Source organism: Ralstonia sp. TCR112, assembly GCF_007997035.1.
GTDB classification, from domain to species: domain Bacteria; phylum Pseudomonadota; class Gammaproteobacteria; order Burkholderiales; family Burkholderiaceae; genus Ralstonia; species Ralstonia edaphi.
On the sequence record NZ_VOSS01000018.1, the window covers coordinates 48,704 to 71,069 of the forward strand.

Here is a 22,366-nt window from a genome sequence, read left to right on the forward strand (position 1 = left end):
GGAAGCGCTTAGAAGCGGTAGCCGACGTTCAGGAAGGTCACGACCGGGTTGATCTTGATCTTCGCTTCGCTCTGGATGTGCACGCCGTTGATCAGCGTGGTGTCGATCTTGGCCGTGGTCTTCAGCGGCAGATAGGACACCGACAAGCCAACGAACCAATCCTTGGTGATGGCGTAGGTCGCGCCCACGTTCAGCACCGGATTCAGCGAGCTGTCGGTCGTCACATTGCTCTTGCTGCCCGGCGTGCCGCGGCCCAGGACCTGGTTCTGGAAAGCGCTGCTGGTGATCTTCTCGTCGGAGAACCACGTGTAGTTCAGGCCGGCGCCGACATACGGACGGAACTTGCTGTCCGCACTGAAGAAGTACCACTTGGCCAGCACGGCCGGGCTCCATTGCTTGGCCGAACCGATTTCGCCATAGCCGGAGAACGAGCCGGTGCCTTCAATCTTGTGGCGCGGCGGCAGACCACCCACCAGTTCGACGGCGATGTTGTCGGTGAAGAAGTGTGTAAAGGCGAGACCGACGGTGTCGGCTTCCTTGATCTTCGCGCCGGTGTTCGGCACCGATTGATTGACGGGTGCGCCGCCAACGCTGTTGACGAACAGCGGGTCGCTCGAGCTATTCGGCATCACGCGGAACCAGCCGAGGCTGACGATGTTGCTGCCGGCAGCCTGTGCGTGTGCGGCGGTGGCGAGGATCATCCCGGCGGCGGCCGCCAGTGCTTTTTTATAGGCCATCTCTGTATGTGCTCCTGTGTCAGACGCATCCGATACAAACGCATTTCATACGTTTGCGGTGCGTTCTACGTCTCCTCCCAGGTGGAAGGGATGGCCATTATCCCGTGTGATTGCCTTGGCTAGAACCCTTTTTCTAGAGGTTTTCTGTTACAAGCGGCGCGCTCCATCGGCCTGCAGCGGGCGTCTTCGGCACATGCCCGATTTTTAAACAGACCTGGACTTGGACAGCGCGAGCACGCACGCGGCAAGATCCCACAGGGCACTGCCGACGCTTTTGAACACCACCGGCGACACCGGCGCGGGCTGCGTAAGTGTGTCCGGCGGCGCGTCGACGCACTGTTGTAACGGCCGCACACGCGACCACGGCACGCCAGCCTGCAGCAGGTCGCCAGCCTCGGCTTCCAGGTCGACAAGGGTGTCGGCATATAGGCGATCAACCGCCGCGGCGTGCACACACAGGCGCGGCGGCAGCTCGGCCATGTCGGGCCGAAACGCGCCAACGGCGGCGATGAAGTGATGTGCGCCCCACGCATAGCCCGCAGGTTGCCCTGGATCGCCCAAGTCAGGAAGCACCGGTTGCGAGGACGGTGTGGCGGTAATCACCAGCGACGTCTGCGGCAATGCCGCGCGGGCCGCATCCGCCACGCCGGCCGCATCACCGCCTGCCAGCGCGGTGGCGTCCATGCCCAGAGCGCGTGCGTAGTACGCCAGCCCATCGGCGCTGCCAGCCGTGCGCGCGACGATGGTGACGCGTCGCGTGCCCAGCCCGAAGCGGAAGGCTTCCAGGTGCGCACGCGCTTGGGCTCCGGCCCCGATCAGCAGCAGATCCCCCGCCGGCTCAGGTGCCAGCAAGCGCGCCGCCAGCAACGACACGGCGGCGGTGCGGTGCGCGGTCACGGTCGGGCCATCGAGCATCAGCCGGCGCTCGCCGGTACGGGCATCCATCACCACGACCTCGCCGTGAATGGCTGGCAAGCCTTGGCCAGGGTTGTGCGGGTGCACGGTGATCAACTTGGTGATGGCGATGTCGGCATTGGACGCCGGCATTAGCAGCAGACTGCCGCCGCCCGCCACGGGCATCACAAGACGCGCCGGCGCTTGGGCGCGGCCTGCGCGTGCATCGCGCAACACCTGGGCGATGGCATCGGCCAACGCAGCGTAAGGCAGGCGGGCTGCCGTGGTGGCAGCGTCGAGGGTCTCCAGCATCGGGCTCCCGCAGCGGAAGAAACGTCGGACAGACTTATGCAGCGGCGCGGCGCGGCGGCGGTGTGCGGCGCGTGAGCAATCCCGCGCTGATGAGCAGCTGCGCAGCGGCGTAGCTCCACCAGATCGCCAACTCATGGTCGGTGAACGGAAAGACGAACACGCTGATGCCGATCATCGCGTCGGAAGCCGCAAAGGCCAGTGCGCCCCAGGCCGTCAGCGGCCCCGGCAGGCGCGCCAGCAATGCCGCGCACACCATCGCCGACAGCACGACCATGTAGGCAATCACCGGCCCCTTCAGCTCGCCCAGGCCCGGCCAGTACCACAGCAACATGCCGATGGCCACGCCGATCATCACACCCACGCCGACCATGCGGAGGGCCGACGACGCCCCGCGCAGCCCAATCAGCACCCGCAGATAGCACAGATGTGCCAGCAGGAAACAGCCCAGCCCGGCCATGAACGAGAACGCGAACCCCGGCAGAGCGAGCCACAGATCCCCGAACGCGGAAAAGACCATGGCGCCGATCAGCCAGCGCCGCTCACGCGGAATCTCGTGCAGCGAGGCGGCGCGTGCCAGCAGCAACGCCATCAGCATCTTCCACAGCGGCTGCGCGACGATACGGCCGACCAGCGGCGTGCCCGGCGGGACTTCCACGGCCACCATGGTCAGCATGCCGCCGTAGGTGACGCCCGCCACTGCCGCAGCCACCCACCACGCGCGAACCCGTGCCGGCATGCCGTAGCCGCCTGACAGATGCGCCGGCGCGTGCGCCGGATGCGTGGTGTGTCCGTCAACCATCGTGGTCTCCCGCCCAAGACAGGCGTTTCATATCAGCAAAGTAAGGTCGGTTTGCAGCGTGACACGCCGCGCACCCTGGCGCAAGGCGCGAATCTACCCACCGAGGTGGGATAGCGGCAAGGCGCCATCCCGCTTCAAGGCCGTCAATACGATATTGGAACGGACATTGTCCACACCCGGCACGCGCATCAGTTTGCGCATGACGAATTCCGACAACGCCGGCAGATCGGGCACCACCACGCGCAACATGTAATCGGCATCACCCGCCACGGAGTAGCACTCCTGCACCGCGTCGAGCAGGCTGATCTCTTCGCGAAAGCGTTCGACGATGGCGTCGCCGTGGTGCGCCAGCTTGACGCTCGCGAACACCGTCACGCCCAGCCCCAGCCCCGTCGGCGAGAGCACCACCCGGTAGCCCTCGATCACGCCTTCCGATTCAAGCCGCGCCAGGCGCCGCCCGACCTGGCTGGCCGACAGGTGAACCTGTTCCGAGAGCTGCTGATGCGTCGCACGCCCATCGCGCTGAAGGGCCGCCAGCAGGGCCAGATCGAAGGTATCAAGCGAAATCATGCACATCTCCTGCGTTTACAGGCAGCATTTTGCACGATCTCCGCAGACAAGGCGCAATGGATCTTTGTTTTGCGGCCAAGCCGCGTGCCGCCCCCAATACACTGGCCGGACCCTGATTGCACGAGATCGACATTACAAATGGCCATCGCAACCAACGCCCCCGACGCAGCCCAAAACGCCGCCCCGGCCGGCTTCAACGGCACCCTGACCGACAAGCTGCGTGAGCAGTTCGCCGAAGGCCTCGACGGCCAGACACTGCGCCCTGATTTCACCATGCAGCAGCCGGTGCATCGCTACACCGCCGCCGACCATGCCACATGGCGCACGCTGTACGACCGCCAGGAAGCACTGTTGCCGGGCCGCGTGTGCGATGAATTCCTGCAAGGTCTGTCGACGCTGGGCATGAGCCGCGACGCCGTGCCGTCTTTCGACGAACTCAACGAAACCCTGATGCGCGCCACCGGCTGGCAGATCGTCGCCGTGCCGGGCCTGGTGCCCGACGAAGTGTTCTTCGATCACCTCGCCAACCGCCGTTTTCCCGCAAGCTGGTGGATGCGTCGCCCCGATCAGCTCGATTACCTGCAAGAGCCGGATTGCTTCCACGACATCTTCGGCCACGTGCCGCTGCTGATTAATCCGATCTTTGCCGACTACATGCAAGCCTACGGCAAGGGTGGCCTGAAAGCCGCGCGCCTCGGCCAGCTCGACATGCTCGCGCGCCTGTACTGGTACACGGTGGAATTCGGCCTGATCCGCACGCCGGCCGGCCTGCGCATCTACGGCGCTGGCATTGTGTCGAGCAAGAGTGAATCGGTGTACGCGCTCGATTCAGCCAGCCCGAACCGCATCGGCTTCGACGTGCGCCGCATCATGCGCACGCGCTACCGCATCGACACGTTCCAGAAGACCTACTTCACGATCGACAGCTTCGAGCAGCTGTTCGACGCCACGCGTCCGGATTTCACGCCGCTGTATGAAGAACTCGCCGCGCTGCCGACCATCGGTGCGGGCGACGTGGTGGAGGGGGATCTGGTATTGAACGTGGGCAACCGCGAAGGTTGGGCAGACACGGCGGACATCTGAGCGCAGAGCGTGGCGCGCTGACTATACTGCGCGCATTCAAGACAGAACTTCGCCCCCATCATGATGCCGACCCTGAACGACGACCAACGCAAGGCCCTCTTTGCCGAAGTGCCCGGCTGGACGCTGCAGAGCGACCGCGACGCCATCCAGAAGACTTTCACCTTTGCCGACTTCAACGCCGCGTTCGGCTTCATGACGCGCGTGGCGATCAAAGCCGAGCAGATGAATCACCACCCCGAGTGGTTCAACGTGTGGAATCGCGTGGACATCACCCTGTCCACACACGATGCGAATGGGCTCACGCACCGTGACGCCGATCTCGCGCGCTTTATCGAGCAGGCCGCGAAAAGCGCAGGCGCCACCGGCGCGAAGTAATCACCGCAACGCTGGCGCTCAGCCCTGTGTGGCTGCGCGCCACGCCTCATACGCCGCCCGCGCCTTGTCGCCCAATTGCTCAGGGGCGATGCGGGTGGCGCCTTGTACAATCATCAGTGCATACGGCTTGGCCAGCGCCGACGCCTCGGCACACAGCCGCAGTTCCTCGCCTTCGGCGGGCGAACGGGCACGCCAGAAATTGATGGCGGCCTCCAGATCGGTGATGGTGAGCAGGGCATCGGTCATCCGCGCATTGTAGCGCTGCCCAATCTCGCCGATTGTCCCTTTTTGCCCCTTTCCGCCCGCACTCTGGATCGAGTCAATGCGCATCCTGCTGATTGAAGACGACCGTGCCATCGCCAGCGGCATCCATGCCGGGCTCACGCAAGCCGGGCACCGCGTGCATGTCGTGCACGACGGTGTCTTCGCCACTGAACAGCTCACCCGGCAGACCCACGATCTGGTGATCCTCGATCTCGGGCTGCCCGGTATCGACGGCATGACGCTGCTGTCGCAGTTTCGGGCGCGCGATCGCGTCACGCCCGTGCTGATCCTGACCGCCCGCGACGGCCTGCTCGACAAGGTGAACGGCCTGAACGCCGGCGCCGATGATTACCTGCTCAAGCCGTTCGAGATGCTCGAACTCGTGGCGCGCGTGGGCGCACTGCTGCGTCGTCGCAATGATTCGACCGAACCCGCCGCGCGGCCCGACATCCTTGTCGGACGCTTGCGCATGAGCGGCATGGAGCGGCGCATCTTTGTCGACGCCGCCCCGCTGGAACTGTCGCCGCGCGAGTTTGCCGTGCTGGAGTTGCTGATGCTGCGCCAGGGCCGTGTAGTCAGCAAGGCGCAATTGCAGGATCATCTTGCAAGCTTCGGTCACGCCATCGGTGAGGCCAGCCACGACGTGGTGGGCGACACGGCCATCGAAGTCTATGTGCACCGCGTGCGCCGCAAGATCGAACATTCCGAAGCGGAGATCGTTACGGTGCGCGGCTTCGGCTATCTGTTGCAGGCACGCGCCGCGGCGTAGTTCTCGCCATGTTCAAGCGCCACCGCCCTGCCTCGTCGTCGGCTTCAGCAGCACCGGCCAAGGGCGGCAACGGTGCGATCAGCCTGCGCCTGCATCTGTTGCGTGCGCTGGCGACACCGCTGTTTGGTTTGATTGTGGGAACCGGCGCCCTGTCGTACTGGCTGGCGGCGCACTACACCGCACAGGTGTTCGATCGCGCATTGGTGGGTGTGGCCAACACGCTGGCGGAGCAACTGCGCATCGCCGGTCCGCATGTGCCGGCCGCCAAGCTCTACGACATTGCCCTCACTGCCCAGACGCTCGTTCAGAACAGCGGTGAAGACCGCATCTACTGGCGCATTTCGGGCCCCACGGGCACGCTCGTCGGGCGCGACACACCGCTGGGCTACGGCTCCGGCCAGGTCCGCATTGGCGATGCGCGCGTGTTCTACAGCTGGATTGACGGCAAACAGGTGCGCGCGGTGCATCTGCTCGTGCCGGGCGTAAGCGCGGAGGTGCCCAAGCCGCGCTCGCCGCGCCAACCCGTGCCGCCCGAACCCGAAGACGACGTCACGCGTCCAGCGCTCGCACCTACGCAGGCGCAGACGGCACCGGCGCTCAATCCATCCAACCCGCCCGATGCCATGCAGGCCGAAGACGGCATCGTCGTGGAAGTGGCGGAGCTGCTGGACCATCGCGATACGGCCGCCAAGGAAGTGCTGCTGTCGGTATCGATTCCGTTGATCGTGCTGCTGGCCATCGGGGGGCTGATCCTCTCGCTTGTGCTGAAGGAAGAGCTGCAGCCGCTGCAGACGCTGGCCGACACGCTCAACAAGCAGAGCGCGCGTTCGGTGACGCCGCTGCCGGCGGAATCTGCGGAACGCGTGCCTGCCGAACTGCAACCGCTCATCAACGCGATGAACGCGCTGCTGGCCCGGTTGCGCGACGCACTCGAAGCGCAGCGCACCTTCATCGCAGACGCTGCACATCAGCTGCGCACACCGCTCACCGCGTTGAAGCTGCATGCCGATCGCGCTGTCGATGCCAAGACATTGGACGATGCTCGGTCAGCGCTGCTGGAGCTGCAATCAGGCGCCAACCGCGCGGTGCGCCTCTCCAACCAGTTGCTGACGCTGGCGCGTGCCGAGCCGGGCATGACGCTCGATCAGCTGGGCCCGCCGATGCGCGTCGATCTCGTTTCGCTCGCGTTCGATACCGGCGCCGAGTGGGTACCGCGCGCGCTCGTACGCGGGCTGGATCTCGGCTTCGAGGCTTGGCCGCAGGACGCAGCATCGCCGGGTTCGTTGCAGGCGCCGGTGCTGGCCAACGTGGTGCTGCTGCGCGAGGCCATCAACAACCTGCTCGACAACGCCATCAAGTACGTGCCGGCCGGCGGACGCGTGACCTTGCGCGCCGGCATGGAGGCCGACGCGGCATCCCGATGGTGGGGTGTGGTGAGTGTGGAAGACAACGGCCCCGGCATTCCGCCCGAGCGGCGCGGTGAAGTCTTCCAGCGCTTCTTCCGGGGGGATGCGGACCACCGCCCGGGACAGCCGCAAGGCAGCGGCCTGGGCCTGGCCATCGTGCACGATATCGTGCGTCTGCACGGCGGCACCGTCGCCATCGATGATGCGACCGCACGTGATGGCAGCCGCGTGATGCGCTTCGTGCTGCGCCTGCCGCTGGCAAGCGAATCCGTCTGAACGACGGACGTTCGACTTACTTCTTCTTTTTCTTCGCGGGCGGCGCCAGCATCGTACCGCGGCACTTCTTCGCGCCGCAGCGGCACGCAAACTGTTCCTTCAATGCCTTGGTCTGACGGCCTTCGATGACGAGGCCGTAGTCGTAGAACAGTTCTTCGCCAGGTTCGATATCGCGCAGCGCGTGAATGAACACGCGGCCATCCGCTTCGCGCGCCTCGCAGTTCGGCTTGCAGGCGTGGTTGATCCAGCGCGCGCGGTTGCCGCCGTACTTGGCGTCGATCACGCTGCCGTCTTCCAGGCTGAAATAGAACGTGTGATTCGGGTCGGACGGATCATGCGGATGGCGGCGCAACGCCTCCTTCCACGTGATGTGCTCGCCTTTGTATTCGATGATCTTCTTGCCGCGTGCGATGGCGACCACGGCATACACGCCGCGTCCGTGCACGCCCGATTCGCGCACCTCGATGCGATCGCGGCGGCGCAGTTTGGCCGGCGCTTCCGTCGCGGGCGAGGACTCAGCCAGAGCCGGCGTGGCATCAGGGGACGTGCGTGTCATGGGAAATGGCGCAGTAAAGCGAAACAAAAACGTCGATCAACGAAGCCGTGAGCCTACACCAAAAGCATGGCATCTCGACACGTGCCGCAACCCCATGCTGCCCGACCAATGTGGATAACTTGGCCTGCGGCTGTGGATAACTACCGGCAAAGGCTGTTGGCTGTCTGTGGCTGCCCTGTCGACGGTGTGGGCACAAGTGACGGACCTGCCCGTCGGACGATCGGGAAAAACAGCAAGCTATCCACCTTAGGACACACGCGGTACCCCCTGTTTTGCTTGCGACAAGTGCTTGAACATAAAGCGGTTTTTGTACTTATCCACAGAAACTATCCACCGTTATCTACTACTACTATCTGTATACATAAGAAAAAAGGTAAACCAGTCGATCGACTTGCGTCGAACCGATCAGCGAACCAACAAGCCAACCGCAAACCAGAACACCACGCGTCAATATTGATGTGATGGGATCGCCTCGCAACATAGGCCCCATGCGGGTTTACGGAACCCACATGCCACGTGCCGTTACAAAGCTCACGTGCCGACGCTGTTCGCATGCCGGTATCATGTCGCCCTTGGAGCCATCCCCCGGACGCTCTGTTGTGTGTTTTATCTACTCTTGAAGGGAGTCAAGCAATGACGAAAACCGAACTGATCGACGCCATCGCCAGCGGCGTAGACGGTCTGACCAAGGCCAAGGCCGAGCAGGCACTGAACGTGACGCTGCAAGCCATCATGGAATCCGTTGGCAAGGGCGATGCGGTCAGCCTCATCGGCTTTGGTACCTTCAGCCAAGGTGAGCGTGCCGAGCGTATGGCCCGCAACCCGCGCACCGGCGAAGAGATCAAGGTCGAAGCGGCCAAGACGGTCAAGTTCAAGGCCGGCCAGAAGTTCAAGGACGCTGTCAACGCCTAAGGCACTGACAACCCTCGGCGCAGCCAGCCAGTCTGGTGAGCGCCAACGACGTGGCATGCCATTGCATGCGTGAATCGACCGCAGCATTGGCGTACCACGTCGGAAGGCCTGTCTCCCCGTCAGGCCATCCCTTCCCTCCTCTTCCATGTCCCGCCCTTTCCTGCGCAATTCGCTCGCTTTGCGTATTGCCCTGCCGATCGTCCTGATCGCACCGGTCCTTTGGTTTGCCGGTTGCGCGACGCCGCCTGCGCGCCCGCAAGCCGAACCGCTGCCCGACAACGAAGTCGTGCAGACGCGCCCAGGTGCCACGCCGCGCGAAAAGATGATCGAGATTGCCCTGACCGAATGGGACCGATGGGGCCGCCAGGTCGTGCGTGTGGGGCGTGACGATACGTATTGCGTGGCCGGCGGTGGTTTTCCTGACCAGCCGCAAGGCCGCTGGCTGACACCGGACGACCCGACGCCGGCCCCGTCCGATGAGGAAAGCGGTACCGATATGCCGCTGCCCAAAGCGGTTGCGACGCCCGCTGCTCCCGCCCCCGCACCTTGCCTGCGCTATCCGGACGGCACCGGCGGTGAAGCGACCGCGCGCGGCTGCGTGCTGGCCAAGCGCTACTGGGCCATCGTCGGCAAGACGCCGACGTGCCAACAGCTCACGACAGGCGGCTGGGCGTGGTCTGCGGTGTTCATCTCGTGGATCATGCGCAAGGCCGGCCTGCAGAACGATCAATTCCTGACGGGCGCCACGCATGCGGAATACGTGACCGATGCGCGCGACCATCTGCTCAAGCATCCCGCCTTCGTGCTCGAACGCACGCCGGCCGTGCCGCGCCCTGGCGACCTCATCTGCACCGCGCGCGCGCCGATCGTTTCATGACGGATCCGGCCGAGATCCAGGCTGGCAGAACGCCCATGCACTGCGACCTCGTCGTCGAGGTGGACCCGCTGCGCCATGAAGTGAAATCGATTGGCGGCAACGTGCAGCAATCCGCGTCGATGAGCATCACCGAGTTGAATGACGCCAACCAGCTCGATCCGTACACGAACTCGGTCATGCAGTGGTTGGTGATCCTGCGCAACCAGTTGCCCTAGCAGACGGCAGATGTAACGTTGTTTGACGCCCGGCGCAAATTCATTAACATGTGAATCACTTAAGCGCCGGCAACCCGACCGGCGCATGGCCCCTGCGATCAGGAGACAGGTCATGACGGTGCTTTCGCTTTCACCCGACGCCGGATCGAGCATCCAGGCCCATCGCCCGGACTGGTGCGGCCCACATGAATGGGCCGCGCGCGTGAAGCTGGCGGCGTGCTACCGCATCTTTGCGCAGCTCGGCTGGACGGAGCTCATCTACAACCACATCACGCTGCGCCTGCCACCCGAAGATGGCTGCGCCGACGATGGCCCGCATTTCCTCATCAACCCGTTCGGCCTGACCTATGCCGAGGTTTGCGCGTCGAACCTCGTGAAGATCGACCTGCAGGGCAATGCGCAGCGCGCGCCCGGTCAGCCGGACTGGCCGGTCAACCCGGCCGGCTTTACCGTGCATGCCGCCATTCACGCCGGCATTTCCGGGGCGCATTGCGTGATGCACACTCACACGACTGCCGGCATGGCCGTGGCGTGCGCGCGCGATGGTCTGTCGATCAGCAACTTCTACGCGGCGCAGTTGCACGGCAAGGTTGCGTATCACGACTTTGAAGGCATTACCGTGCATGCCGATGAAGGGCCGCGGCTGGTGAAGAACATCGGCGACAAGCCTGCCGTCATTCTGCGCAACCACGGGCTGCTCGCCTGGGGCGATTCGATTGCGCGGGCCTTTGCGGTGTTGTGGCTGCTCAACCGCGCGTGCGAGATCCAACTGGCTTCCACGTCGACGGGCCCCGTGCTGGAGATTCCCGAAGCGATTGCGCGCAACTGCACGCGCGATTCGTTGCAGTTCAACCCGAACTTCGGCGCAGGCGAAGATGTGTTCGCGGCGCTCACCCGCACCATCGACCGCATCGACTCTTCTTACCGAACCTGATCACATGACGCGTATTTGCATTGTCGGCGCCGGCGCGGTCGGCGGTTATCTTGGCGCGAAGCTGGCGTTGGCCGATCAACCTATCAACGTGTTGGCGCGCGGCGCGACGCTTCAAGCGCTGCAAGCAGAAGGTCTGCGGCTGACCGAAGACGGCAATACGCGCTCTGTGCCGGTACACGCGAGTGACGATGCGCATGCGCTCGGTGGGCAGGATGTCGTCGTCGTTGCCGTCAAGGCGCCCGCCATGGAAAGCGTGGCACAAACCATCGCCCCCCTCATCGGCCCTGAAACCTGCGTGGTGGTGGCGATGAACGGCGTCCCGTGGTGGTTCTTTGATCGACATGGCCCGCTGGAAGGTCTGCGCCTGCAATCAGTCGATCCGCACGGCCGTATCGCCCAGACCATTCCAACCAAGAACGTGCTCGGCTGCGTAGTGCATTTGACGTGCTCGACGACGGCGCCGGGGCATGTACGTCATGGGTTCGGCAAACGGCTGATTCTTGGCGAACCGGCGGGCGGCACCTCAGCGCGCCTTGACGCAATCGGTGCGTTGTTTGAACGCGCCGGTTTGCAGATCGAACGCAGCGAAGCCATTCAGCGCGACATCTGGTTCAAGCTGTGGGGCAACATGACGATGAATCCCGTGTCGGTGCTGACCGGCGCGACATGTGACCGCATCCTCGGCGACCCGCAGGTCAGCGCGTTTTGCCTGGCCATCATGGAAGAAGCGAAAGCGATCGGCGCGCGCATCGGCTGCCCGATCGAACAGAGCGGTGAAGAACGCAGCGCCGTCACGCGCCAACTTGGCGCGTTCAAGACGTCGATGCTGCAGGATGCGGAAGCCGGGCGCGGCCCGCTGGAGATCGATGCGCTGGTGGCATCGGTGCGGGAGATTGGCCAGCACGTGGGCGTGCCGACCCCGCAGATTGATGCGCTGCTGGGTCTGGTGCGACTGCACGCCCAGACCCGCGGGCTTTATTGACCCGGCAATGCCAGATTACTGATACGTCAGCGTAAAGGTGGCGCTGCCGTTGGCAATGCCCGGTGCGACGCTGTTTTCCGTTTGCACGTAGCGCGCCTTGAGGGGAATCGCGTAGTCCCCATCCGCATCTGCCACTTGCCATTTGAATAGCTTGGCCAGTTGCAACGGCTTGTCATCGTAAAGAAGCTGGATCGCTACGCCCGTGGCGCTGGTGGCGCCTGTGTCCAATTTCAGCATGCCCTGCGCGGCGTCATGTGCCTCCCCGTCGAGTTGCACGTTGATGCTTGTACCTTTTGCGCAGTTCAACGGAATGCTGAAGGCCTGCGTTCTGGAAGGCGGCGAGGTGCCTGGCCCTTTGAATGCACTGATCGGCACGTCACCAAGTTTCACTGGAATCAACTTGCGGCTTACCGTGCACGACATGACATCGACCTTGAACGTGCCGATATTGATGGTGGATTCCGGCGTGTGCCAAGAGGTCTTGTTGTTTCGCAGGATGAAAGAGCCCACCTGCTTTCCTGACACCGACCCTGCGCTGATGCTTTGCGCCGTCTTGTAGAAGCGGACCAACGCTTTGCCTTGCCTTGGCAGCGCGCTGAACATCCCGTTCACAGAGCAGTAGACGTAGTGATCTGGGTTATCAGTGTTCGACCCGGTGACCCAGCGCGTCTGATTAGCGCATGCCTCCCATGTATCCGCGGAGCCTGCTGTTATGCCGACCGCATAGCCAATTCCATCAACATTCGTTTTGTAGACGCGTTTGCCGTCGAAGTCGGCAACGTATATCCCATACGCCTTAATGCCCACCTCCTGCCAAGGAAGCTTCGGCTCGGTATTGGAACATTTGAAGGTGCTCACGATGTCCGATGCCACCTCTGCAATGACGCTCCCCACGGGAATGTCTCTTTGGATCGCAAGGTCCTTCGGCTGAATCGTGGTGCTGGTCGTAACGGTTTCGCAGGTGTACGCAAGGGCACTGCCTCCAGCGAGGCACATCAACGCTGCCAAGAAGCTTCGGTATCCGATACTCACATCCTGCTCCCATCATGATTGAGAACGGTGAATGGAAGCAGATGAGCTATCGCGTGTATGTAGGAATCTTCTCGTTGTGGCGTGAACGGGGGTGCTGGTCAGCGCAGTTTCCAAGCCGGCGCAAGAGGGAAATCAGCGTGCGTGGCGCAGGCACGCTGACCGAAACTTCAGTGAACCGGCTGCGCAGACCTATTGATACGTCAGCGTAAAGGTGGCGCTGCCGTTGGCGGCGCCGGGTGTGATGCTCTTGTCCGTTTGCACGTAGCGCGCTTTGAGCGGGATCGAATACGTACCTTCGGCGTCGGTCGTCTGCCACTTGAAGCGCTTGGCAAGCTCGACGGGCTTGTCGTCATAGAGCATCTGGATGGCCACACCTGTGGCGCTTGAAGCGTCGCTGTTCAACTTCAGCATGCCTTGCGTGGCGTCATGCGCGGTGCCGTCAAGTTGCAGATTGATGCTGGCGCCCTTGGGGCACGTCAGCGGAATGCCGAAGCTCTTCGTGCGGCCCTCTGGCGGCGAAGTACCCGGCCCTTTGAACGCACCAACGGGGACTTCCCCCATGGCAACATTGATTGCCGCGCTGCCCAGCGTGCACGACAGCTTTTCCACTGCAACGGAACCAATGCTGAACTGCGCTTCGGTCTGCCAGACACTCTGGTTGTTCCTCAAGATAAAGGCCCCAACCAGTTTGCCGGACACCGTGCCCGTTCCCGTACTCGAAGCCGTCTTATAGAAATTGATCAACGCCTTGTGCTGCATGGGCTGCTGCTCGAACATGCCGTTGATCGCACAGTAGAGATAGTGGTTGGGGTTCTCCTTGTTCGTTCCGTTGACCCAGCGTTCCAAGCCTGCAGCACATCCGTTCACCATCCTGATGCCGATGGCATAGCCAACACCCTCAATGTTCGTCTTGTACACACGCTTGCCGTCGATGTCTTTCAGGTAGGTGCCATAGGCTTTGATGCCGGCTTCCTGGTACGTCAATCGCGGCACCTCATTGGAACACTTGAAGGTGTTCACCACATCCGACACCACTTGCGTAATGAGTGCACCCTCCGGAAGGTCGCGCTGCACCGAGATCGTAGTCGGTTTGATGGTGGTGCTGGTCGAGACTGTGGTGCAGGTGTAGGCATAAGCGCCCTTTGCAGCGGTTAGCATGAGGCCCGCTGCCAGCCTTGCGCACCATACGCGCATGTGTCGCTCCGTTCGTTATCGTCGGGCAACATAAAAACACGCGATCCAATGTCTGTGGATAGGATTTGTCCCATTCTGCAAACTCAGCCGCTCCACAAATGGCGCGCGCTTATCAATGGCAGAAGGGCAAGGTGAAGCGATCTGCTAACCAGAAAGACCAACGCGATCCATCGCCATGACAGCGAGGATCGCGTTGATCAGAACAGCCGAGAAGAAGTGAAGGTGATGCTTACGGCGCAAGCGCGGGATGCTTCAGCGCATGCGCCGTTTCGATCCACTGCTGGTGATACGCCGCATCGTCGCGCTTGAGGCCGAGTTCGCCGTTCTGATACGCCATCGCCAAGGCCTGCACGGCTTCTGGCAATTCGTGTTCAGCGGCGTCCTGGTAGAGCGCCAGCGCGCGGGCTTCATCGCGCGGCACGCCATCGCCTTCACGGTATGCATTGGCCAGCATGAACATCGCGGCCGGAATCTCGTGACGCGCGGCACGATCAAACCAGTGCGCGGCCTGCGTCGTGTCGATGGCGGTGCCGTAGCCGCTGCGATACATCACGCCCAAGTAGTACGCGGCGGCGGCGTCGCCCTTGTCAGCGGATTGACGCAGCAGGCGCAACGCACGCGGGTAGTCGCGCTCCGCCCCGCCGGTGCCGAGCAGCAGCGCCTTGCCCAGCGACAACTGCGCGCGCGCATCGCTCGGTGCGGCGGTTTCCAGCCAGCGCATCCCTTCGTTTCGCAAAGCGCTGTCGTGCGCGCCGAGCAAGGCTTCGCCCAACGCGGATTGCGCCGGCACTGAGCCGCCGCGCGCGAGCTGACGCAGGTTCTGCAGCGCCTCGGGCTCCATCGCTTGCACGACCATCGCGCGCCACGATTCCAGCTGCGTGGCATCCACGGCGGGTGCCTGGCGTGCGTGCGACAGCCAACCGCCGGCCATCACGACAATCGCCAGCGCGGCAGCCACGGTCAGCATCGGCACCGACTGCCGCGGAGATTCCATCGTCGGCGCGCCGGCCCATGCAGAACGAAGAGAAGGCATGGCGTGGTCCTCTTACTGCGTCAGGTCGATCTGGTACACCGCCAAGCCCTTGCCCGAGCCGTCATCCGCGGCCACCTGCGTGACGTTGGTGATGCCGGCGGCCGTGGCGCTGGCCAACTTGTTGGGCGCAGACGTGAACTGCACCTGTGCCACCGAGCTGGCCAGCTTCGTGAAGCGCCAGCTGCGCTGCGAGCCGTTGGTGGCACGCTTCACGCTGCCGATCTTCTTGATGTAGCTGATCAGCACGTCACGGTTGGCATCCGGCGACGCATAGATCGTCTTGCTGCCGTCGAGGCCCGGGAAGTTGCCGCCGCCGCTTGCACGGTAGTTGTTGGTCGCCACGATGAACTGCGCGGCCGGGTCGAGCGCCACGCCCTTGTACATCAGGTTCTTGATGCGGCTGCCCACCGGTTGCGTGACGTCAATCTCATACGTCAGGTCCGGCGTGGTGAACATGTCGAAGTTGTAGCCGGGGAACGTGCTCACCAGCTTCTGCACCGTCGCTTGCGTCGGGTCGATGGTGTTGAAGCGCTTGGCCGCCGTTTCCAGCCAGTTCTTGATGTCGGAGCCTGCCACCTTCACCGCGTAGACCGTGTTCGGATACAGGTACAGGTCAGCCGCGTTGTTGATCGCCAGCGGGCCGGCCGCCACGTCGGTGAAATCCGTACCGCCACCAAAGCCGCTCTTGAACGGCGCGCTCACCGACAGCACCGGCAGCGACGCGTACTGCGGCAGGTTCGCCTGGATGTACGCCGACACGTAATCGGCCTGCGCCTGGTTGACGATCTCGATCGCGCCCGGGTCGCCCACGTCGGCAAAGTACGTACTCATGTTGAAGTCGGTGCTGCCCACCGGCGTCTTCACGTAGTTGATCGTCGCCTGGTGTTCGGTGGCGATGGCGGCCGAGACCGTCGGATCAGCGGCCACGTACGTCTTGTCTGCGTTCTGGATCGAGCGCGCTTCCACCGTGGTTTGCGTCTTGTCCACAGCCCAGTTCGTGCCGTTGAACGTCAAGCCAAGCTTGATCACACCGAGGTGCTTGCCCCAGTAGTTCGCCATCACGGTCGGCACGCCGTTCACGGTGCCGGCCACCTTGTCCACACCCGGCAGGTTGAACTGGCTGACCGTGCTCTTCGCATCCGGGAAGAGCTGGTGCGAATGGCCGATCAACATGGCATCGATGCCCGGCACGGTCGACAGCCACCAGCTGCCGTTTTCCATCGTCGGCGAATACGTCGAGTTATCCAGCCCGCCGTGCGAAATCGCCACCACCAGGTCGGCGCCCTTCGCGCGCATTTCCGGGATGTACTTGGCCGCCGTTTCCTTGATGCCGACGGTGTAGACCTTGCCGTCGAGCCAGCGCTTGTCCCAGCTCGTAATGGTGGGCGGCGTAAAGCTGATGATGCCGACCTTGACCGGCGCGCTGATCGTGCTGCCGTCCGGCGCCGTGGCCGTCACCGTCTTGGTGATGATCGTGTACGGCTGGAACAGCGGCGCGTTGGTCTTCGCGCTCATCACGTTGGCCAGCACCTGCGGGAAGGCCGGGCCCGCGCATTTCTTCTGCGATGCCGGATCGGGCAGGCCATCCACGTTGAACGTATTGCCCGTGACCTGCGACAGATACGGCAGGCCGTAGTTGAACTCGTGATTGCCGATGCCGCCGCCGTCGTACTTGGCGGCGTTCATCACCTTGTAGATCGCCAGCGTCTGGTCGCACGTGACGGGGCTGACCATGGCCTGGTAGTCCGACAGCGCGGTGCCCTGGATGGTGTCGCCGTTATCCAGCAGCAACGTGTTCGGGAATTGCGCACGCGCCTGGTTGATGAGCGTCGCTACGCGCTCGAAGCCGAGCGAGTTGTCGGCCGCGAGCTTGAAATAGTCGTACGACAGCACGTTCGTGTGCAGGTCGGTCGTCTCCAGCACGGCCAGCGTGGCTTTGGTGCCGGCCGGGGCGGCGCTGGCAGCAGGCGTGGTGCTGCCGTTCGACGGGGTGTCGTCGCTGCCGCCGCACGCAGCCAGCGTCATCGACATGAAAACAGCAAGCGGCAGCGCCGCCGAACACAACGGTCGGACTCGCATGAACTTCTCCCTGATGTCTATTTTTTGGTCTGCGAACTACGAACTGCTGAATGCGAATTGCGAACTGCGAATTGCTGATGAAGCGAATGACGCGCGGCCCGCACGCAGGATCGGGGGAACCGTTTGCGCAACGCGAGAGAACAACTGACTGGGCCGGGGAGCACAGAAGCGGAGAAGTATCGAAAGCGTGCATGACGATGCCGTGACCGTCGCATGACATTTATGCGTGGCCTCGGCAGCGTGGAGAGCGGTGCCGGTTGCGGGTCTCAGCCAGATGGCGGATCGGCGTGGCCAAAAAATCCAAGGCGTTTCGTCAACAACGTTAGAATGAGCCCATTTTTCCGCGTAGCCGTTCTATGTCCCAGAAGAAAGCGCCGCTGTTCGAGATCCGCAGCGGCACCGTCGATGCCCTGCTGCTGTCGCCGCGCACCGCCGACATGGACGCCCTGGCCGCCGAACTCACGCGACGCTTTGCCGACACGCCTGAGTTTTTTTCCAACGACGTGATCGCCATCGATGTGCGTCGCCTGGCCGAAGACGAGCGCCTGCCCATCGACCGTTTGGTGGAGACCCTGACCGCGCTGCGTGCCCGCGCGATCGGCGTGGTGGCCAGCCCCGAGCAGGCCGAGTGGGCCCAGGCTTTTGGCCTGCCGCTGCTCGACAGCCACGGCCGTCGCCCGCGCGGTGAGAAGGACGGAAAGGACGCACAGGATGCGCCCGAACACGCCCAAGCCGCAGAAGCACCTGCCCCTACCCCAGCCGTTCCGCCCGTCGACGCCGTGGCCATGCAGCCCGGCACGATGATCGTCGATCGCCCCTTGCGATCCGGCCAGCGCATCTATGCGCGCGGCGACCTCGTCGTGCTGGACCTCGTGAGCGACGGCGCCGAGGTGATCGCCGAGGGCAACATCTACGTGTATGCCTCGCTGCGCGGCCGCGCGCTCGCAGGCGTGAAGGGCAACCTGGACGCGCGCATCTTCTGCACGTGCCTGGAGCCTCAACTGATTTCCATCGCCGGCATCTACCGCACCGGCGAAACCCCGTGGCCCGACGCCTACGCCAGCAAGCCTGCGCAGGTCCGGCTCGCGGACAACACGCTGGTTTTCGAACCGTTGCGGATGAAGTGACGCACCCCGTGCGCCGAGCGATTTAACTCACAGATATACGAGCCATGACCAAGATCATCGTAGTCACCTCCGGCAAGGGCGGCGTCGGCAAGACGACCACCAGTGCGGCGTTCTCTGCCGGCCTTGCGCTGCGCGGCCACAAGACCGCCGTCATCGACTTCGACGTCGGCCTGCGCAACCTCGACCTCATTATGGGCTGCGAGCGTCGCGTGGTGTATGACCTGATCAACGTGATCCACGGTGAGGCCAACCTGAACCAGGCCCTCATCAAGGACAAGAAGTGCGAAAACCTCTTCATCCTCCCCGCCTCGCAAACGCGCGACAAGGATGCACTCACGCGTGAAGGCGTCGAGAAGGTGATCGAAGGCCTGAAGGAAATGGGCTTCGAATACATCGTCTGCGATTCGCCGGCCGGTATCGAGTCGGGCGCGCTGATGGCGATGTACTTTGCCGACGAGGCCATCGTGGTGACGAACCCGGAAGTCTCTTCCGTGCGTGACTCCGATCGCATCCTGGGCATCCTGTCGTCCAAGTCGCGCCGCGCGGTGGAAGGCAAGGAGCCGATCAAGGAGCACCTGCTGCTCACGCGCTACAACCCGAAGCGCGTGTCCGAAGGCGAGATGCTGTCGCTGACCGACATCCAGGAAATCCTGCGCATCAAGCTGATCGGCGTGATTCCGGAATCCGAGGCGGTGCTGCAGGCATCCAACCAAGGCCTGCCCGCCATCCACCTGGAAGGCTCGGACGTCGCCAACGCGTACCACGACGTGATCGACCGCTTCCTGGGCAAGGAAAAGGAACTCCGTTACGTCGAATACAACAAGCCCGGTTTTCTGCAGCGCCTGTTCGGCGGCGGCAAGTAAGGAGACGCCTCAATGTCGATTCTGTCTTTCCTGCTGGGCGAGAAGAAGAAGACTGCAAGCGTTGCCAAGGAACGCCTGCAGATCATCCTCGCCCATGAACGCACCGGCGGCGGTGCTCCGGCCGACTACCTGCCCGCGCTGCAACGCGAGCTGGTGGCGGTGATTTCCAAATACGTGAAGATCGGCAACGACGACATCAAGGTCAACCTCGAGCGCCAGGACAACCTGGAAGTGCTTGAGGTGAAGATCGAGATTCCGCAGGCCTGACCTCGGCCTGCGTCGTTACCTGACGCGAATGATGCGGCCCGCCGGTGCCTCCGGCGCGGCCGGCATCGGCCCCACATAGGCGGCTCTCGGGCGGATCAACTGCCCCGCCGCGCGCTGCTCCAGCGCGTGCGCAATCCAACCCGCCGTTCGCCCCGCGGCAAACAGGCCAAAGCCTGAATCTTCCGCAGCCTCAGCACGCGGCGGATGGCCACCAGCGCGAAATCCACCGATGGCCCATCGCCGGTCAATCCGGCCACGGCGTCCATCACCGTCTGCAGCCGCTTGCGCACCGCGCCCGTCTTCGGCAAGTGCGCCAGGATGGCTTGCGCGCGTGGGTCGGCCTGGCGATACAGCGGATGGCCAAAGCCCGGCAGCGCATCGCCGCGATCCAGCCGGCGGCGCAATGCCGTTGCCACGGAGCGCTCGCTTTCCAGCTCGCTCAGCAAGGCCTCGACGCGCGCGGTGGTGCCGCCATGCCGGCCACCCGTAAGCGCAGCCAGCCCCGCACTGACCACCGCGCCCAGGCTGGCGCCGGTCGACGCCACCACGCGCGCTGCAAAGCTCGAGGCATTGAGTTCGTGATCGGCGCATAGCACCAATGCGACGCGGATGGCCTCGGCGGCGTGCGCATCAACGTTCCATGCCTGCTGACATTGCAGATGCACAGGTGCGGCATCGGGCTTGCGGCCCAGCATGGCGGCAAACACGACGCGCAGCAGCGCACCGGCATCGCGCGCCGTGCGTGCAGCATCCTGTCGCCACACGGCTTCGTCCAGCGCCGGCAGGGCAAGCGCGCACAGCGCCATGCAACGTTGGCGGATGTCCGCCTCCGCCAGCGACGTGAGCGCCGCGTACCAACTTTTCGGCAACACCGGCGCGGGTGCGTTGAAGGCGCCCGCTTCTTCGCACTGCCACAGCCGCGCCGCCACGGTTTCCAGCGTGGCGTGTTCGGCCAGCTCCAGCGCCGGCATGCCACGGTAGAACAACTGCCCATGATCGATCAGCGTGATGGCCGATTCCATCACGGGCAGTCCCCAGTCCAGCGCATGGCGCACCACCTGGCGCGGGCGCCGTCCGCCGGAACGCTGATCGGCGAGCCGTGCCACATCGGCTTCGCGGTAGCGGCTGCCGCGTCCGTCGGGCGACGGGTACGCCGCCAGCAGCCCGCGGCTCACATAGGCATACAGCGTGGGGCGCGAGATGCGCAGGCGCTCGGCGGCTTCGGCGGCATTGAGGTAGGCGGTCATCGGGCCGGATGCGGTGGACAGCAATCGAGGTTGATCAGTCTAGTCAATGTTGACGCTATCGGCCGCCCAGGACTGTAATGGGCGCACCTTGCTTGCGGAGCCCCGCCATGCCGTCACCCGTTGCTGATGTGGTTGATCCTTCCATGCAGACTGTCAGCCCCGCCCGCGCACTGAGCCAGTTATGGAACGTGCTCGGCCAGCCGGCCGATGTGCTGTCGCGCGCCACGCTGACGGGCGCTGAGCGGGCGCTGCCGTCGTCGTTTGCGGTGGGCACGCTGGCGCAGAGCACCATTGCTGCTGCCGCGCTGGCAGCCGCGCAGGTCGACACGTTGCGTAGCGGGCGGCAGCAAACCGTATCGGTCGACATGCACCACGCGGCGCTGGAATTCCGCTCCGAGCGCTACTTCCGTGTCGACGGGCAGTTGCCGCCGGAACCGTGGGACAAGATCGCCGGGCTCTACCGTTGCGGCGATGGCCGCTGGGTGCGCCTGCACACCAACTTTGCGCATCACCGTGACGGTGTGCTGAAGCTGCTCGGCTGCGCGTATGACCGGGCCGCCGTGGCCGCCGCGCTGAACCAATGGAACGTCGAGGCGTTTGAAGAGGCAGCCGCGCAGGCCGGCATGGTCGTCACCGCCGCGCGCACGTTTGAAGAGTGGGACGCGCACCCGCAAGGCATCGCCGTCGCAAGCCATCCGCTGATGACGATCGAACGTATTGGCGATGCGCCACCGCAGCCGCTGCCGGCGCATGCCGATGGCCGACCGCTCTCGGGCGTGCGCGTGCTCGATCTCACGCGCGTGATTGCCGGGCCCGTCTGCGGGCGGACGCTCGCCGCGCATGGGGCCGACGTGCTGCTCGTCACGGGGCCGCATCTGCCCGCCATCCCGCCGCTGGTGATCGACACCGGGCGCGGCAAGCGTTCGGCGCAGCTCGACTTGCGCGATGCAGCCGGTGCCCAGCAACTCCGCACGCTGCTGCGCGACGCCGATATCTTCGTGCAGGGCTATCGACCGGGTGGCCTGGCGGCGCTGCAGTTTGGTCCGGAGCAGATTGCCGCGCTGCGCCCAGGCATCGTCTACGTCAGCCTGTGCGCATACGGCTATGACGGCCCGTGGGCCAATCGCCGAGGCTTCGATTCGCTCGTGCAGACCGCCAGCGGTTTCAACTGGGCCGAAGCGCAAGCCGCCGGTGAGGCCAAGCCGCGTCCGCTGCCCGCTCAGGCGCTCGACCACGGCGCTGGCTACCTGATGGCGGCTGGCGCGATGACGGCGCTCGCACGCCGCATGACGGAGGGCGGCAGCTGGCACGTGCGTGTGTCGCTCGCGCAGACGGCGCATTGGCTGCGCAGCTTCGGCCGCATGGCCAACGGGTTCGATGCGGCCGACCCGCGCTATGAAGAGATCGGTGCGTATCTGGAAACGTCGCCGTCTGGCTTTGGCGCGCTCACCGCGCTGCGCCACGCGGGGCAGCTCTCTGACACGCCGCCGCACTGGGCGCTGCCCAGCGTGCCGCTGGGGACGCATCCCGCGCGGTGGTAGGATTCGCGCCTACCGTTTTCTC

At 64.1% G+C, this 22,366-nt stretch carries 21 protein-coding genes and 2 pseudogenes; 12 read left to right on the top strand and 11 right to left on the bottom strand.

Annotated features, from left to right (window positions below; all coding sequences use genetic code 11):
* Positions 1–8 precede the first annotated feature (8 nt).
* The 4 genes from FUT88_RS06655 to FUT88_RS06670 form a co-directional block, all read right to left on the bottom strand.
* Positions 9–737 carry an OmpW/AlkL family protein gene (locus FUT88_RS06655; RefSeq protein ID WP_147214321.1) on the bottom strand — a complete coding sequence of 243 codons (729 nt, stop codon included), beginning with the start codon at positions 735–737 and terminating at the stop codon, positions 9–11.
* Positions 738–941: 204 nt separating this feature from the next.
* Entirely contained in the window at positions 942–1,943 is a 1,002-nt protein-coding gene (locus FUT88_RS06660; protein WP_147214322.1) for a delta(1)-pyrroline-2-carboxylate reductase family protein, read from the bottom strand.
* Between the two features lie 34 nt (positions 1,944–1,977).
* Complete coding sequence (locus FUT88_RS06665; protein ID WP_147214323.1) at positions 1,978–2,742, bottom strand: lysoplasmalogenase; 765 nt, start codon at positions 2,740–2,742, stop codon at positions 1,978–1,980.
* A 93-nt stretch (positions 2,743–2,835) separates the two neighbouring features.
* A complete protein-coding gene (locus tag FUT88_RS06670; protein WP_027678817.1) occupies positions 2,836–3,312 on the bottom strand; it encodes an Lrp/AsnC family transcriptional regulator in 477 nt (158 codons plus the stop codon).
* Positions 3,313–3,450: 138 nt separating this feature from the next.
* Here FUT88_RS06670 and phhA point away from each other — a divergent pair, with 138 nt between their 5' ends.
* Together phhA and FUT88_RS06680 are read left to right on the top strand one after the other, a co-directional pair.
* The gene (gene phhA, locus FUT88_RS06675) at positions 3,451–4,395 is read left to right on the top strand and encodes a phenylalanine 4-monooxygenase (RefSeq protein WP_147214324.1); all 945 of its coding nucleotides are present in this window, start codon (positions 3,451–3,453) and stop codon (positions 4,393–4,395) included.
* A gap of 60 nt (positions 4,396–4,455) precedes the next feature.
* Positions 4,456–4,770, top strand: a complete 315-nt coding sequence (locus FUT88_RS06680; RefSeq protein ID WP_027678815.1) for a 4a-hydroxytetrahydrobiopterin dehydratase — start codon at positions 4,456–4,458, stop codon at positions 4,768–4,770.
* Positions 4,771–4,788: 18 nt separating this feature from the next.
* On the opposite strand, the gene FUT88_RS06685 is transcribed toward FUT88_RS06680, so the two are convergent.
* Positions 4,789–5,016 carry a DUF3717 domain-containing protein gene (locus FUT88_RS06685; protein ID WP_024973951.1) on the bottom strand — a complete coding sequence of 76 codons (228 nt, stop codon included), beginning with the start codon at positions 5,014–5,016 and terminating at the stop codon, positions 4,789–4,791.
* Between the two features lie 76 nt (positions 5,017–5,092).
* On the opposite strand from FUT88_RS06685, the gene FUT88_RS06690 reads away from it, so the two are divergent.
* Positions 5,093–5,803, top strand: a complete 711-nt coding sequence (locus FUT88_RS06690) for a response regulator transcription factor (RefSeq protein ID WP_147214325.1) — start codon at positions 5,093–5,095, stop codon at positions 5,801–5,803.
* Between the two features lie 8 nt (positions 5,804–5,811).
* A complete protein-coding gene (locus tag FUT88_RS06695) occupies positions 5,812–7,485 on the top strand; it encodes a sensor histidine kinase (protein ID WP_147214326.1) in 1,674 nt (557 codons plus the stop codon).
* A 16-nt stretch (positions 7,486–7,501) separates the two neighbouring features.
* On the opposite strand, the gene FUT88_RS06700 is transcribed toward FUT88_RS06695, so the two are convergent.
* On the bottom strand, positions 7,502–8,041 hold the full coding sequence (locus FUT88_RS06700) for an SET domain-containing protein (protein WP_147214327.1): 540 nt from the start codon (positions 8,039–8,041) through the stop codon (positions 7,502–7,504).
* Positions 8,042–8,674: 633 nt separating this feature from the next.
* Between FUT88_RS06700 and FUT88_RS06705 the strand changes: the two genes are divergently transcribed.
* The 4 genes and pseudogenes from FUT88_RS06705 (at position 8,675) to FUT88_RS06720 (ending at position 11,961) form a co-directional block, all read left to right on the top strand.
* A complete protein-coding gene (locus FUT88_RS06705; protein WP_004628548.1) occupies positions 8,675–8,953 on the top strand; it encodes an HU family DNA-binding protein in 279 nt (92 codons plus the stop codon).
* Between the two features lie 145 nt (positions 8,954–9,098).
* A pseudogene (locus FUT88_RS06710) lies at positions 9,099–10,045 on the top strand (DUF2272 domain-containing protein).
* A gap of 112 nt (positions 10,046–10,157) precedes the next feature.
* Positions 10,158–10,979 (top strand): class II aldolase/adducin family protein, encoded by an 822-nt coding sequence (locus FUT88_RS06715; protein ID WP_147214328.1) that lies wholly within the window; start codon positions 10,158–10,160, stop codon positions 10,977–10,979.
* 4 nt (positions 10,980–10,983) lie between these two features.
* Positions 10,984–11,961, top strand: a complete 978-nt coding sequence (locus tag FUT88_RS06720) for a 2-dehydropantoate 2-reductase (protein ID WP_147214329.1) — start codon at positions 10,984–10,986, stop codon at positions 11,959–11,961.
* A 15-nt stretch (positions 11,962–11,976) separates the two neighbouring features.
* Here the strand turns inward: FUT88_RS06720 and FUT88_RS06725 are convergent, their stop codons facing one another.
* The 4 genes from FUT88_RS06725 to FUT88_RS06745 all read right to left on the bottom strand — a co-directional run bounded on the left by FUT88_RS06725 (position 11,977) and on the right by FUT88_RS06745 (position 17,299).
* A complete protein-coding gene (locus tag FUT88_RS06725; RefSeq protein ID WP_147214330.1) occupies positions 11,977–12,993 on the bottom strand; it encodes a fimbrial protein in 1,017 nt (338 codons plus the stop codon).
* Positions 12,994–13,182: 189 nt separating this feature from the next.
* Positions 13,183–14,151: a fimbrial protein gene (locus FUT88_RS06735; protein WP_186829251.1), complete on the bottom strand. Its 969-nt coding sequence runs from the start codon at positions 14,149–14,151 to the stop codon at positions 13,183–13,185.
* A 265-nt stretch (positions 14,152–14,416) separates the two neighbouring features.
* Entirely contained in the window at positions 14,417–15,220 is an 804-nt protein-coding gene (locus tag FUT88_RS06740) for a tetratricopeptide repeat protein (protein ID WP_147214333.1), read from the bottom strand.
* Between the two features lie 12 nt (positions 15,221–15,232).
* Positions 15,233–17,299, bottom strand: a complete 2,067-nt coding sequence (locus FUT88_RS06745) for a bifunctional 2',3'-cyclic-nucleotide 2'-phosphodiesterase/3'-nucleotidase (protein WP_147214334.1) — start codon at positions 17,297–17,299, stop codon at positions 15,233–15,235.
* Between the two features lie 356 nt (positions 17,300–17,655).
* On the opposite strand from FUT88_RS06745, the gene minC reads away from it, so the two are divergent.
* Genes minC through minE form a run of 3 tightly spaced genes read left to right on the top strand, consistent with a single transcriptional unit; the run spans position 17,656 to position 19,556 of the window.
* Positions 17,656–18,426: a septum site-determining protein MinC gene (gene minC / locus FUT88_RS06750; protein ID WP_147214335.1), complete on the top strand. Its 771-nt coding sequence runs from the start codon at positions 17,656–17,658 to the stop codon at positions 18,424–18,426.
* 44 nt (positions 18,427–18,470) lie between these two features.
* Positions 18,471–19,289 carry a septum site-determining protein MinD gene (gene minD / locus FUT88_RS06755; RefSeq protein ID WP_009239512.1) on the top strand — a complete coding sequence of 273 codons (819 nt, stop codon included), beginning with the start codon at positions 18,471–18,473 and terminating at the stop codon, positions 19,287–19,289.
* Positions 19,290–19,301: 12 nt separating this feature from the next.
* The gene (gene minE, locus FUT88_RS06760; RefSeq protein ID WP_147214336.1) at positions 19,302–19,556 is read left to right on the top strand and encodes a cell division topological specificity factor MinE; all 255 of its coding nucleotides are present in this window, start codon (positions 19,302–19,304) and stop codon (positions 19,554–19,556) included.
* 15 nt (positions 19,557–19,571) lie between these two features.
* On the opposite strand, the pseudogene FUT88_RS06765 reads toward minE, so the two are convergent.
* Positions 19,572–20,803: pseudogene (locus FUT88_RS06765) on the bottom strand (citrate synthase family protein).
* Between the two features lie 107 nt (positions 20,804–20,910).
* On the opposite strand from FUT88_RS06765, the gene FUT88_RS06770 reads away from it, so the two are divergent.
* Positions 20,911–22,344: a CoA transferase gene (locus FUT88_RS06770; protein WP_147214337.1), complete on the top strand. Its 1,434-nt coding sequence runs from the start codon at positions 20,911–20,913 to the stop codon at positions 22,342–22,344.
* Positions 22,345–22,366: the final 22 nt, after the last annotated feature.